Origin of the sequence: Hallella sp. (assembly GCF_037460745.1) — a bacterium.
Classification (GTDB): domain Bacteria; phylum Bacteroidota; class Bacteroidia; order Bacteroidales; family Bacteroidaceae; genus Prevotella; species Prevotella faecis.
Genome location: NZ_JAXVAE010000126.1, coordinates 1 through 13,618, shown reverse-complemented (window position 1 = coordinate 13,618; position 13,618 = coordinate 1). Strand labels below are relative to the sequence as shown.

Below are 13,618 nucleotides of genomic sequence, written 5' to 3'. Positions count from 1 at the left end.
GAACCATTCAAAACGTAACTATGACAGACTTGTTATTATCTACCGTCATTCAGACCCTTGTCGACTGGGACACGCAAATATTTCTGGCCATCAATGGTTTGCACAATGATTATTGGGACAATTTCATGCAGATGTTCAGCGGTCGGTTCATCTGGTTGCCGTTCTACCTGAGCATCGCCTATGTCATGTTTCGTTGTTTCCCGTGGCGAGTGAATGTCACTTGCCTCATTGTATTGGCCTTGCTCATCACCATCAACGACCAGATGAGTGGTTCTCTCATACGCTCTTTCGTGGGACGCTTGCGCCCCGCCAACACCGATAATCCCATATCGCCCCTCGTGCATATCGTGGATGGCTATCGTGGTGGGCGCTATGGATTCCCGTCGGCCCATTCGGCCAACTGTTGGGGATTGGCGTTCTTCATCTATTATGTGTTCCGACGCCACCTGCTCACCACCACGCTCATGGCGTGGGCCTTCATCACTTGTTGGTCGCGCATGTACTTGGGCGTTCATTATTTTGGCGACATCATTGTGGGCATGTTGGTGGGCGTGGTCACCGCCTCGCTGGTCTATTATGCTTTCCAGCGATCGCTCCACCGCATGACCGAGACCTATAAGCCCTACCAACCCGATGCGCCGCATATGTATATCCCGGTTATGGTGTGTTGGTTGGAGATTCTGCTGATGCTGATTCTGTCGTTTGGCTACAACGCGCATACCGACACGTTCTGATAAATGCTTGTTTTACCCGTCATGACCATCACTCCCATAGCCCATTTCCACTCACCGTTTGCCTCCAAGTTTGGCGTTCCCAAGCAGAGCGGCTTGGCTCCCGACTTGCGCGGCACCATTGTCTTTGAGCCCGAATGGCGCAATGCTGATGCGTTGCGTGGCATCGAGGAGTTCGATTATCTCTGGCTGATTTGGGCCTTCTCGGCCAACCGCCACCAGGCCGTCAGTCCTGTGGTGCGCCCGCCGGTGTTGGGGGGCAATGTGCGCATGGGCGTGTTTGCCACGCGCTCACCGTTCCGCCCCAATCCGCTGGGGCTCTCTTCGGTGAAGCTCGACCATGTGGAGTGGGCCACGTCGAAAGGGCCGGTCATCCACGTCATGGGCGCCGATCTCATGGATGGCACTCCCATTTTCGACATCAAACCGTATGTGGCTTATGCCGATTGCCATGAGGGTGTGCGGTCGGGCTTCGTCGACAATCATCCCATGCAACGCCTCACGGTGGTCGTGCCTCCCGAGATGGAGGCCACATTGGGTGCCGACGCCACCGCCGTGTTGCGCCAGGTGTTGGCCCTTGACCCACGTCCCCATTATCAGAATGACGCCAACAAGACGTATGGCATGCCGTTTGAGGGCCGCGATGTGCGTTTCACGGTCCAGGGCAATGTGCTCACCGTGGTTGAGATCGTGTGAGCTGCATTGCACAATAGAAAGTCGTTTAGATGCGATGCGTTCTTTCGCCCATCCCCCTTAGGTGTCTTTTCTTCCCTAAGGTTTGAGGAAAGCCTTCACCTTATTGAGTGGAATGCCGAAGTTGAAGTTGTCGCTTGCGGCCAACTTGGCGAAGTTTACCGCCACCAATCGGCCCTGACTGTCGATGACAGGGCTACCACTTGACCCCTGCACGGTGGGTATGCTGTAGAGCAAACGGTCGCCGTCGGGCAGTTGGGTCACCTTTCCGCTGGTCATCTGCACCTGTATGCCTTGCTTGGTGTTGGCCAATACCGGACCTGCGTTGTAGCCAATCATGTACAACTGTTGGTCGATTTGCAGAATCTCATCGTTGTGCGAGGAGAACAGGTCTTTCACCTTGGCCACCAAGCCCACGTCGGCCTTGCCGTCGGTATTGAACACGTATGCCCCTTCGGGTGTGGTCTTGTCCTTCAGTTGGATGAGCGCCAGGTCGGTGTCTTCCTTGCCCGACACCTTCGTCACCACACACGGGTTCTTGTCGAGCAAATCGCTGCTCGAGGTCACGTAAGTGTTGTTGTAAGCAATGCCCACCTCGCAAACCACCGCTATTTGCAACTCGTCTAACGACACATGGTCGTTCATCGACTCGCGCACATCGCGCAGTTGGTTGAACTGTTCCTCCAGTTCGCCCTGTTGGGTGGTAATGGCTTGCAGTTTCTCCTCGTCCTGATAGGCGTTTCCGTAGAAGTCGAAGCTCACACAGTCGCTCTTCTGGTTCTCCAGCGTGCGGTACTGATCGGCCAGTTCTTCCATTTGGGCGCCGAAATAAGCCTTGAGGGATGCCACCAAACTGTTGTAGCTCTCCTTCACGGCTTTCTTGTCGATGGCGGGCTGGGCCACATGGCGGTTGGTCATGATGGTGCCCTGTTTGTCGATGAAGAAGCCCGTGCCACTAAGCGTTTGGCGCTTGCCCTTGATGTCGTCGTAGTCCGCCGACAGGTTCTCAAGGCTTCCGTCGTCGTCTATTCCTGTGAAATACAGGGTGTTGCCGTTGGGCAGCTTCATGGTGTAGTAATACTCGTTGAGGATCAATACGACCCCCGACTTGTCCTCGTCGAACAGGTCTTGTGGGGTGCGCTCGCTGCAACTCACCAATGCGAGGAGCGTGGTAATGAGGAGAATTGCTTTTTTCATGGTATTATTTCTCCTATTTTGGTTTAATGACTGATTGGGGTTGAAGAAATGAGCAAGCGGTCGTGTCATCAAGATGAAGGCCAGATGCCGGATGTTGTTTTATGGTTTGATTACACCAAAGGCTCGCAGAGGGTGGCTATGCGCTCCAGGCCTTCTTGGTCGATAGTGTCGAAGGAGTTGAGCTGCTCGCTGTCCACGTCGATGACGCCCACCACGTTGCCGTTGCGCAGGATGGGCACCACGATCTCCGAGCGGGAGCGTGAGGAACAGGCGATGTGCCCGGGAAATTGCTCTACATCGGGCACAATGAGTGTCTGGGCCTGTGCCCACGACGTGCCGCATACGCCGCGTCCCTTGCCAATGGTGTAGCATGCCACGGGACCTTGGAACGGTCCCAGTTGCAGTTGGTCGTCTTTCACGAGATAGAATCCCACCCAGAAGTAATAGGGGAAGGCCTCTTTGAGCAGGGCCGTGATGTTGGCAAGTGCTCCCACATGGTTGGTTACGCCGTCCACCAGGCATTGGGCTTGGGCCACCACGGTGTCGTATGTCCTCTTTTTGTCGTCCATGATGATATGGGGTTTTATGGGTTTTAATTGTTGTTGGGTTGCGTTTGCTCTTCTGTCGCCTCGGCGTCGCTCTCAATGAACATCGATTCGTCCATCTCGTCGAGCGTCTTTTTCTTCTTGTTCTCCTTGGCGCCCGCCATCAGCAACTTCTTGGCGGCGGTGATGATGCTGGGCCCATTGTCGGCCGTGGTAATCTTCAGCTTGGTCATCTTTTTGAGGGTGTCGTTCATGCTCGACTCCACATCCATGAAGCGCATGCCGAAATCCTGCACACGGTCGATGATGGTGTTGGCCGCATCGATCATCGTTTGCTGGTTTTTCAATTGTCGCACCTGGGTCCACATCATCTCCAGCACGCGCAGGTTCATATACATGGTCTGTGGGCCGAGAATGAGCACGCCCTGGTCGTAAGCCTCGCGCCACAGCGAACCATCGTTGAGCAGGGCCAGGTTGAGCGCGCCCTCAATGGGCACATACATGATGGCGAAGTTCAGGCGGTTGTAGCCGCTGGGCAGATACTTGGTGTATTCTTTCTTCGCCAGGCGCTTCACCTGCGCCCTGACGCTGGCTATGTGGGCCTTGAGATAGTCGGTTTTCTCCACGCTGCCGTCCTCGGCGTTCATGTAGCGCTCATAGTCGGTGAGCGACATCTTCGAGTCGACTACCACGTGACGGTTGTTGGGGAAATGCAAGATGAAGTCGGGAATGAGGCCCTTGCCGTCGTCGCCCTTGGCCGAGCGTCCCACCTTGTCGCGCAGCGTCTCTTGCGTGTCAAACTGTTCGCCCTCCTTGAGGTCCATGTCCTCGAGCAACTGTTTGAGCTTCAGCTCACCGAAGTTGCCTTGCACCTTCACCTCGCCCGTCAGGGCGCGTGTCAGGCGGTCGGCCGTCTCGCCCAGTTCGGCGCTCTTCTGCATGTTGATCTTGATGGTCTCGTCGAGACGGGTCAGCGCCTCGCTCTGCTGGCTCTTCGAGAGGTTGAATGCCTCCTGCATCTCCTTCAGGCTCTGTTGCAGCGGGTCGATGATCTTCGACACCTGCTCCTTGTTGCGCTCGCCCAACTCGTCTTGGCGTCGTTTCAGCACCTCCTCGGAGGTGGTTTGCATCTGCTCGCGGATGAGTTTCATCTGGCTGTCAACCTGCTCCTTGTTCATCAGGCGCAGCGCCTCTATCTGTTTCTCCGTGCCGTCCTTGGTCTGTGCCAACTGCTTCTCGTAGGCGTCCTTGAGCTCCGCCAGTTGTTTGTCGTAACCCTCGCGCAACTCGTTGTGGCGTCGTTGCTGCTCCTCACGCTCGCTCTTCAGGGCGTCGTCGGCCTCTTCCTTTTGCGAGCGTAAGCGCTGCTCGTAGTCGTCTTTCTGTGAGGTGAGCTGTTCGCGGAAGCTGTCGGCGTGTGCCTTTTGCACATCGCGCTCGGCCGTCAGGTTACGGATGGTTTCTTGCTGTGCGGTCAACGTTTGTTCCTGCTGCTTCATCTTTTGGTCCTGATTGGCCAGTTGGGAGCGCAGGTTGTCGAGCAGCACGGCGTTGTCGCCCTGCTGACCACTCTTCCCGCGGGTTCCAAGAATGAAACCCACAGCGACCATGAGGATGGCCGCCACAATGCTGATGATGATAGTTGTAGTCATTTCGTTACAAAAATACACATTATTGTTGAATGTGACGAGCCTCCAGGGCAAGTTTTTTGGCTTCGCCTTAAAATAATCGGTTGTAGCGATACGTTATTATAAAAATGATTTGTAGCGTGAAGCACTATTCTGTTTCCTCCTTCCAACCCTCACGACCTGCTGGACAACGGTCGGTGGTGGGACTTGCCGCACAGCCGATGGAGCGTGTGCGGGTGGGCTTTGTGGGCTTGGGCCAACGTGGACGCGAGGCCGTGATGCGTTGGTGCCACTTGGAACGCACCGACATTGTGGCCGTGTGCGACCTGTCGGCCGATAGCGTGGCCGATGTGCAGCAACTGTTGCGCGACAATGGGCGACCCGCTGCGCACGCCTTCTCGTCGGCGGAGCAACTGTGCGACATGCCCAATCTCGACCTCGTATATGTGTGTACCGATTGGGCCAGCCATTTCTCCATGGCTTGTTGTGCCTTGGAGCACGGGCATCATGTGGCGGTGGAGGTGCCGGCGGTGATGACCATCCGCGAGGCGTGGCAGTTGGTGGATTTGGCCGAACGCCAGCAGCTCCATTGCATGATGCTCGAGAACTGTTGCTACGACTATTTTGAACTGGCCACGGCGGCCATGGCGCAACAGGGCCTATTGGGCGAGGTGGTGCATGGTGAGGGCGGCTATTGCCACAACCTGGGCGACCGGTGGGAGCCTTGGCGACTGCGTTACAACGCTGTTCACCGGGGCGACGTTTATCCCACCCATGGGCTGGGGCCTGTGTGCCTGGCCATGGGCGTGCATCGTGGCGACACGCTACGTACTTTGGTGAGCATGGACACCACACCGTCGCCCGCCGTATGCCAGCACCACGCCAGCATCGTGGCTGATGGGGCGGGATCAGCATCGACCGCGCCCAACGGCTTTGCCAATGGCGCTGTAACTACCACGCTGATGCGCACCGCCTTGGGGCGCACCCTACTGCTTAGCCACGATGTGCAGACACCGCGACCCTATAGTCGTGGCTACCGACTGGTGGGAACGAAGGGTTATGCTGATAAGTACCCTGTGGAGCAACTTTGGATAGGAGAGAAGGAGGTGAGGCGCGATGAGGTGGAAGCTATGATCGAGCGTTTTCTGCCCGACGACATTCGCAGCTTGCGCCACACGGCTGAGCAATACGACAACCGCGGCGGCATATCCTACATCATGGATTATCGTCTCGTAGACTGCCTGGTCAAGGGCCGACCGCTCGACATGGATGTGTACGACTTGGCCGAATGGTGCGCTGTGGTTGAGCTCTCGGAGCTGTCGATCAGCCAAGGGTCGGTGCCGGTAGCCGTTCCCGACTTCTTCCGCAAGTAATAAATGAGGGGCATTCCCATATTAGGAATGTCCCTAAATCTTAAACTTACTCGTCCGCAACCACATTGCGGTATTCAGCGGGAGTCATGCCAAACTTCTTGGAGAACAGGCGATAGAAGGTTTGGCGGATGGGAACGCCACACTCGTTGGCGATGGCCTCGATGGTGTAGTTCGACTTGTCCTTCAGCAACTTGGCGGCATGCTCCATGCGCAGGTCGTTGATGAAGTTGGTGAACGACTGGTCGGAGAACCTTGCAAACAGTTCGTTGAAATGGCTGGTGGAAATGCCCATCTCCTTCGCCACATCCGAGCGCTCCAACTTAGGTTGGAGGAACAGGCCCCTGTCGATAACCATTTTCTCCATCCTCAGGAACTCGTCGTACTGCTGTTGCTTGTCGTCGTTGGCCTCGAGGGTCTTGCGATTGTTTTTCGCGTTGTTGGCTTCGTCGGCAGCCAAGTGCTCCATAAGCTGCTTCTTGTATAGCAGCAGTTCGTTGACGAGCGTGGAGGCCGCTTGGTTCTTGGCCTTCAGCTTCTTGTTGATGCGGAAGCCGATAATCATCAGGCCGATGCAAATCACGAGCAGGGCGCCAATGACGATGTTGGCGATGTGGTTGATTCTCAGAAGGGTGTCTTGTCGCTCAATGTATTTCTTAAGCATCTTCTTGCCCAGTTGCTCCGACACCCTGAGCGCATTTTGGGCCTTGATGCGCCTGTTGAGCGAGTCGTTGAGGTCGTAGGCGCGTATGCCCGTCTCCAAGCTTTCCTTGTAGCGGCCCATCGCCTGCAATGTCTTGGCTTTGTTGGCCAAGATGTTATGGATATAGTTGTAGTCTATGGTGTCCTTGCCGCTACGGGTCCACACGCTTTCCATCTCGTTCACTTTGCTCAGGGCCTCGTTGTAATGCTTGGTCAGCATGAGGTAGGGCACAACAAACGTGGCGCCCTCGGGCGTGTTGGCGGCGCGCGTCACGATGAGCTTGTCGTAGAGGGCGCTGCCCTGGGCGTGGTTGCCCGTCTCCTCGTAGCCGATGGCGTAGATAGAGTAAAAGGTGGCGTTGGCCAGGTCGTTCACGCCGCTGATGCCCTCAGGCAGGGTGTTCAGCTTCTTCAGCGTGCCCTCATATTCGGGCTTCATCTGGAAGAGTTCCTTGTATTGTTTCATCTCCAGGTAGGCGTTGGCCTTCAGCGCGTTGCTGGTGGTCAGCGCGTAATAGAGGTTCCATTTGGGCGACTTCTTCACCTCGCCCTTGAAGATGATGATGCTTCGGTCGAAGCAGTTGATGGCATGGCCCACATTGCCTATCTCGCTGTGACACTGGCCCATCGTGGTGAGCACCTGGCCCACGAGCTGGCGGTTGTCGTATTTGTAGCCGGTAGTGATGGCGCGGTCGGCCATGTTGAGGCACTTGGCGTAGTTGCCACAGTTGTAATATTCCAGCGCGGCCATGTACAGCAGGCTCATCAGCTGCTCAGGGCGGTTGTTGATTTCCGAGTCGTTGAGCGCGGCCTCGGCGTAAAAAATGGCTTTCTTGTAGTCGAGCGTCGAGTTGTAATACACCATGCTCCTGAGGATGTTGATGTCGATGGGCGACATCAACTTATGTTCTTCGGCGTGCTGCAACACCTGCAACGCCATCTTAGGCTGTGTGACGCTGATTTTCTTAACGTATTCGAACGAATAACGTTTGTCGGTATTCGTCTGTGTGGCTCTCTGCGATGCGTCCTTGCTCGTGCAAGCGACCATGACCGATAGTAAGGCCATGAGAAAGAGAGCGATCTTAATAGGTAGCTTCATAAGTTACTCCTTTCTTATTAGGCTGTGCCTACCGCATGGGTGCGGCTACTGCCATTTCATAGTAGTGATGCAAACGAATTTCTTGATTTTCTGATTTCCCCCAGTCCGTATGCTAACTGTCCGTTTGCAAAGATAGTGCATTTTTGTAACAAAACAAGGGATGTAACACTTTTTTTTCATCGAAAATGTTACAAAACGATGATTTCATGCCTATTGTCTCATTTATGTGAAATGTTACAAAAGGTGGATTTCTTACAACATCAGTCTGTAATGGGCTGAGTTTAAGTGGGTTCCGCCTTTTGAGGTTTGTAACATTTTCGCTTGGGGCCTCCCTGGGCGATCTTTGCGGTGTCACATTTTCACTTTTGTAGGAATGAAACTGTAGCATTGCGAAATGCTACAAAAATGCGACTTTCAAATGTTACAATGTAACACTCCAGATGTTACATCTATGAAAGAAATTGTAAGGTTCTTGATGATTTTTTGCGCTATCTTTGTAACGACAAAATTCGGGGAGGCGCGCGGCGACCCAACCGTGAAACCATAACCGAAACGCCTCATAGCCGTAAAACAGAAAACAAGGCGTAGATGAAATGCAAAGGTCGACACCTATTATATAATGTTTAACCTCTTGATCAGTTGGTCGAGGCTGCGCTCAAGAACAATATTCGATTGCTATATGGAAAAGTTAAAATTATTGATTTCAAGTTGCCGGGGCATGATCAGATGCGCCGCAACTGCAGTTCTGTTGACGGTGGGAATGGCGGCAGCCGCCCAGACAGTCAGCATCAGCCCCAAGACGGGTAATGTCATTTCGGCTGCAAGTTATGGAACGGAAAGCCATAAGACGAATTTTGGCGGCGTTTGGATTCACAACCAGTTGCCCATGACCCTCATCACCTCCGATGAGGCAACCATCACTGCTGCCGGTTTGATGAAGGTGCATGCCAACAACGTTTCTGCTATTGAAAAGGAAAACAAGTTGACTTTCATCTCTGGACAGGGAAGTACAGTCAACCATATGTCGTTGTCATTGCCTAAGGGTTACCGATTCACGAGTTACAAGATGGTCATCAACTCTAATGATGATTCGCCAGTGGCAACAACCTTGAAAGAAATGGATGCTTCGTTCACCACAGTGCACGCGTCCGTGTTTATTAAAAAGACTGGGAGTGAGGGGGTTACCATGCAAAGAACTTCGATGAACAATTCGGACATGGGCAACATCCTTTATTTCAAGCAGGATCATGATTATGCACGAGGAGGAAGTTCTACAATTGATGTAGTGTCATTCGTTGTTACCTTTGAGTGTACCGATAAGTTCAACGAGTCGCTTCAGGCGGAGCCCGACGCGTTCACCGATGCTGTGAGTTGTCTCGCCTTGCCGTTCCTGACCAATCGTGTGGATTATGGACCTATTGAGATACAGACGGTCAATAACTATACCTCTTTTAAGTACGACTATAACAACATCAAGGACCTCGAGGCCGATTTCCTTTTATACGACGAAAAAGGAGTGGTTGGTGGTACAGCTAAGGCAGGCACCCCAGGTGATGGTAGCATCGCTTCGGTATCGAATGACGGTAAGCTTACGTATATTGGCCTGAAGAATAACACCTATTGGTTGGAGACGCCGACAGACGCACTCACCGAAAATGGTCAACGTATACCTGTAGGTTACCGCATTGTGGGTGCACGTTTGGTGTATGCCAACAGTGCTAAGCACGTGGACTTTAAGAAAGGTGACCAGATTTATATTACTGATGGTAATGGACGTTACATGAATTCCTCTTTGGAATTCACTGCTAATAAGGTGGTTTGGACGTATGGCACAGATGGAAAGGTGTATACAAAAAGTGGATATAATACATACTATTTAGCCCACAACTATACTACGAATAATAATAAGAGATTCTATTACTTGGATGTTACAACGAGAAGTAGGAATGCGGCGGTATACAATACTAAAGGTTTGAACCTCTTCATTGGTAGTGGAGCGGAAACGTATTTCGTTTCTTGTAACGCTGACGGAAAAGGTGTTTACAACTATGCCCAGGGAATGGCTGTAGTTGTTAATACAATCACTACCGAGGCATCAAGTACGGGATTTACTATAAAGATTTTCGACAAGACTGGTACAACCGTCGAGCATGAGGGTCAAGCGAGCGCTGAACATCCTGAGGGCGAGCTCGTCTTAGAGAAGATAAACAACGACGCCATCAAACTGCAGATCGAGGGTCTGGAGGAAGGACAGAAGGCGTACGTCTGCTTCCAGGTGCAGCTCGAGGCGCTCAATCCTTATATCGATAAGATGGACATTACGTGCACACAGCCCTCGGGTGAGCAGGCACTGAAGAAACAGTATCTTGCCGACGACTTCACCATTGGCACTGATGGTAAGGTGGACTTCGGTGTGCCGACAAACTTTGGCACAACAGGTCTGAGGTTTGCGTTCGACGGATTGCACTCCAAGAGCGCCGACGAGACCTATCCTGCTGGACAGGTGGGTAAGTATTCGCGCTATCATTTCGTGAAGTCTGATTATTACGACCTTATTGGTGAGAACCTGCAGGCACATCGCAGCGAGGCTGCCAATTACGACTATACCAAGAAGGTGAGAGTGGATGTGGCTGGCGACAAGGCCTTCCACTGCAACAACTCTGATAAGTTTAAGGCAGGCACAACAGGTTCGGGCACCTTCTATTATGAGGAGTACCGTTACTCGAACGACGCATACAACACCCAGGGCGGACAGTGGAAGGAGATGGTTGCCAACAATGGCGACAACTATGTGAAGCGTTACCTCGTGGTTTGCGACGAGACGCGTTACAACATCGCACCCACCACCACACCGCGCCATGCCATCTACGCCTACTATTCAACCGACCTCAAGTTGACCACCGTCGACTACAAGCCTGAAATCACTTACACCAAGGTCTACGACGACGCGGTCATTCCTACAGGTCCCGACAAGAACTATTACGTGGGCGCTACCCTCCGACTGAAGGATAAGGCAGGTTCATTGCTCCCCGAGGGAACGGGTTATGCTTACACCAAGCAGATTATCGACCAGATCAACGCCGACATCGCAGCGCATAAGACCAACGCACCGGTCGACGCCAACCATATCCTCTACTTCGACGCCAGCAATGTCAACTCATTGCTCTTCAGTAGCAACAATGCGGCGTGGGGTCAGCTCGAGGACCTGAAGAGTAAGCTCGGTATGAACGCACTGATCTTCTTGCCTACGGGTGTTACCGACAACCACGACAACGTGGCCTCGAAGTCGCTCTCTGGTGACGACTTCATCGCTGAGAACAACATCGTGCTCGAGGACCAGTGGCCCTTCTTCTCACCCTACGACATCCGTATCAACGCAGCCAACGAGGTGAGCTACAAGCGATTCGTGGCGAATAACAACGACACGAAGAAGTGGGTGTCAATCGTGATGCCGTTCACCGTGGCTATCAACGCCGAGACCGGTCAGTACACCAATGAGGACGACAAGTGCGACTTCACCTTCTACCAGATGAACGCCACCAATGCCTTCAGCAAGCCTAACTCAAGCGGTGATCTGATCTTCACCGATATCGACGGTCACTTCTCACCCTACGCGGGAGTGTCGACAACCCAACCGAACGACGCCTACATCGTGCGCATCGACAGGGCTGAGATGACGGAGAAGGAAGCGAAGCTGATGTTTATCCTGCGTCAGCGGGGTTCTACCATCGTGAAGACGCCAATGGGTCGTACCATCCAGGGGGCTGCCTCTTCAGGAACTGTCGATGGCCAGAACATGGATCTCATACCGCAGGCCACCTTCTCTGGTGCCGAGGTCGATAGGACGAAGGGTATCTTCTACTTCAACAAGGATAAGTTTGTGTCATCATTGGCACTCGAGATGTCCAACACGGTCAAGGTGCTGCCGTTCCGCTCTTACTACGATTGCACGGGCACAGGAGTACGCAACATCCGTTACATCAATATCTCGCTCGAGCCTAACAATGACCCGACCGACATCCAAGAGGTGACAAGCAAGGCCACTAACGCGGGATTCGTGTTCTCTTCTCAGGCAGGACAACTCACCGTCAAGGCTACCAAGGATCTGCGCGTCAATGTGCGCAACGTCAGCGGTCAGACCATCGATGTGAAGGCCCTCAAGGCTGGCGAGTCCCACTCTGTGAAGCTGCCAAGCGGCATCTATGTGGTGAATGGAACAAAGGTGATGGTTCGATAACAACGAACCGATAACCTGATTACTAACGATTTAACACCGAGCATTATGAAAATGAAGAAATATATTAGCCCCACCACAGAGGTGGTGAATGTGCAGGCGAGGTGCTCCATGCTGTCAGCATCTGTTACCGATTGGGCTGATGCCAAGCCCAACAATCCAAGCCATAACCTGTGGGCAGATGAGGAGGAGTACAGTGCGCCTCAAGAGAAGAGCACCAACTGGGCCGGATACCAAAAAGACATGAGTCTGTGGTAATCGCTTCCCTTCAACCCATTTCGGTCTTATGACCGATTTGGGTTGAATAGGCCAAAATCATATAGCACCCCATGGTTTTGGGGTGAATACCGTTGGGGTGGAAGCCTTTAGGCAACCAACTATCGGCAAATTCCTTTAGGAACCGCCACCTGGCGATACTTTTCGGAAGGCGCCCTTAGGCAAATACCTCTCAGTACACGCCTAAAGGAACCCACCTCTGGTAACGCACCTCAATTCCATGGAAGGCCTTTCAACGACGAATGGCCATCGGCTTATGATAGGCCATTTGCCTACGCACTCCCCAGTCTGCGGGAAGATTTGATCGAAGCACTCCCCCAACTGCGAGAGTCATTGGTTTTGCAATCCCCAAGCAACGAGAAGAGTTGCCCTGATTAGTTTCTGATAATATGCGCCCTCCCCATAGATAATAAGATAGGGGAGGGCGCTTTGGTTTTTCTCCTTCCCTTTTCCTGCTTTCGTCTTTTGGTGTTCAGCGCACAAAGAGGTACTCTTTCATCCGGTTGTTTCTGACTTACGGTTGCCAGTGGATGTTGGGATGGAAGTCCACGCATCATGCTTTGTTATGCTTTTTGGTTAAAAAGTTGTGTCGTGTTTTTGTTCAAACCAGCGAGCGAAAATCCCTTTTTTGCGCGTTCGCGGCTGGCCAAACGGAGCTGCGCGTTGCGATAGGCCATGTATCGCGTTGCGAAAGATGCCCATCCTCGCCTCGATCGGGCGTCTTTCGTCGTGCGGTTAGGCATGTTCCGGGGTGCGAAACATGCCTAACCGCAACGTGTAACGTGGAATGTAGGGGATTGAAGGTGCGCTTGCTGATGTAAGGCGTTGAATAGTAGGTGGTTATGTAAATGCGCTGAGATTCGCGTGTTTGCGCAAAACATCCTTGCTGTTGAAAACAAACGTGTAGTTTTGGGGGAGGTGTGTCGCAATCTTTCGGTGGCGTTCGCAGAGGTGCGTCCCCCTTCCGTCCTCCTTTCATCCTCTTTCCGTTCTCTTTTCATCCTCCTTCCGTCCCGTTTTCATCCTCTTTTCATCCTCTTTTTATCCTCCTTTGGCTTGCTTTTGATCCTCCTTTCGGCTTTTTCTCTCCTTTTCTCTCTTTCTTTTTCCTTTTGCACGCTCTTTTTTCTCCTTTTCATCCTT

General features: G+C 52.9%; 9 protein-coding genes. 5 read left to right on the top strand and 4 right to left on the bottom strand.

Going from position 1 to position 13,618, the window contains the following annotated elements; genetic code table 11:
* Positions 1-20 precede the first annotated feature (20 nt).
* Entirely contained in the window at positions 21-734 is a 714-nt protein-coding gene (locus WKK33_RS08675; RefSeq protein WP_337637354.1) for a phosphatase PAP2 family protein, read from the top strand.
* A 21-nt stretch (positions 735-755) separates the two neighbouring features.
* Positions 756-1,427, top strand: a complete 672-nt coding sequence (tsaA, locus tag WKK33_RS08670; RefSeq protein WP_337568398.1) for a tRNA (N6-threonylcarbamoyladenosine(37)-N6)-methyltransferase TrmO — start codon at positions 756-758, stop codon at positions 1,425-1,427.
* A gap of 75 nt (positions 1,428-1,502) precedes the next feature.
* Here tsaA and WKK33_RS08665 read toward each other — a convergent pair whose 3' ends face one another.
* The 3 genes from WKK33_RS08665 to rmuC all read right to left on the bottom strand — a co-directional run bounded on the left by WKK33_RS08665 (position 1,503) and on the right by rmuC (position 4,818).
* Positions 1,503-2,621: a serine protease gene (locus tag WKK33_RS08665; RefSeq protein ID WP_337569276.1), complete on the bottom strand. Its 1,119-nt coding sequence runs from the start codon at positions 2,619-2,621 to the stop codon at positions 1,503-1,505.
* Positions 2,622-2,731: 110 nt separating this feature from the next.
* Positions 2,732-3,190, bottom strand: coding sequence for a GAF domain-containing protein (locus WKK33_RS08660; protein WP_337933401.1), 459 nt, complete (start codon positions 3,188-3,190; stop codon positions 2,732-2,734).
* A gap of 23 nt (positions 3,191-3,213) precedes the next feature.
* Entirely contained in the window at positions 3,214-4,818 is a 1,605-nt protein-coding gene (rmuC, locus tag WKK33_RS08655; protein ID WP_337933399.1) for a DNA recombination protein RmuC, read from the bottom strand.
* Positions 4,819-4,934: 116 nt separating this feature from the next.
* Here rmuC and WKK33_RS08650 point away from each other — a divergent pair, with 116 nt between their 5' ends.
* Positions 4,935-6,167: a Gfo/Idh/MocA family oxidoreductase gene (locus WKK33_RS08650; protein ID WP_337933397.1), complete on the top strand. Its 1,233-nt coding sequence runs from the start codon at positions 4,935-4,937 to the stop codon at positions 6,165-6,167.
* Between the two features lie 46 nt (positions 6,168-6,213).
* Here WKK33_RS08650 and WKK33_RS08645 read toward each other — a convergent pair whose 3' ends face one another.
* On the bottom strand, positions 6,214-7,965 hold the full coding sequence (locus WKK33_RS08645) for a helix-turn-helix transcriptional regulator (protein WP_337933395.1): 1,752 nt from the start codon (positions 7,963-7,965) through the stop codon (positions 6,214-6,216).
* A 679-nt stretch (positions 7,966-8,644) separates the two neighbouring features.
* On the opposite strand from WKK33_RS08645, the gene WKK33_RS08640 reads away from it, so the two are divergent.
* Both WKK33_RS08640 and WKK33_RS08635 read left to right on the top strand, forming a co-directional pair.
* Positions 8,645-12,202 carry a hypothetical protein gene (locus WKK33_RS08640; protein WP_337933393.1) on the top strand — a complete coding sequence of 1,186 codons (3,558 nt, stop codon included), beginning with the start codon at positions 8,645-8,647 and terminating at the stop codon, positions 12,200-12,202.
* Positions 12,203-12,247: 45 nt separating this feature from the next.
* Positions 12,248-12,457 (top strand): hypothetical protein, encoded by a 210-nt coding sequence (locus tag WKK33_RS08635; RefSeq protein WP_337933391.1) that lies wholly within the window; start codon positions 12,248-12,250, stop codon positions 12,455-12,457.
* Positions 12,458-13,618: the final 1,161 nt, after the last annotated feature.

Excerpts from the sequence above, each read along its gene's own strand:
- WKK33_RS08665 (WP_337569276.1), bottom strand. The coding sequence starts at position 2,621 with ATGAAAAAAGCAATTCTCCTCATTACCACGCTCCTCGCATTGGTGAGT.
- rmuC (WP_337933399.1), bottom strand. The coding sequence starts at position 4,818 with ATGACTACAACTATCATCATCAGCATTGTGGCGGCCATCCTCATGGTC.
- WKK33_RS08640 (WP_337933393.1), top strand. The coding sequence starts at position 8,645 with ATGGAAAAGTTAAAATTATTGATTTCAAGTTGCCGGGGCATGATCAGA.
- WKK33_RS08660 (WP_337933401.1), bottom strand. The coding sequence starts at position 3,190 with ATGGACGACAAAAAGAGGACATACGACACCGTGGTGGCCCAAGCCCAA.
- WKK33_RS08635 (WP_337933391.1), top strand. The coding sequence starts at position 12,248 with ATGAAAATGAAGAAATATATTAGCCCCACCACAGAGGTGGTGAATGTG.
- tsaA (WP_337568398.1), top strand. The coding sequence starts at position 756 with ATGACCATCACTCCCATAGCCCATTTCCACTCACCGTTTGCCTCCAAG.
- WKK33_RS08675 (WP_337637354.1), top strand. The coding sequence starts at position 21 with ATGACAGACTTGTTATTATCTACCGTCATTCAGACCCTTGTCGACTGG.
- WKK33_RS08645 (WP_337933395.1), bottom strand. The coding sequence starts at position 7,965 with ATGAAGCTACCTATTAAGATCGCTCTCTTTCTCATGGCCTTACTATCG.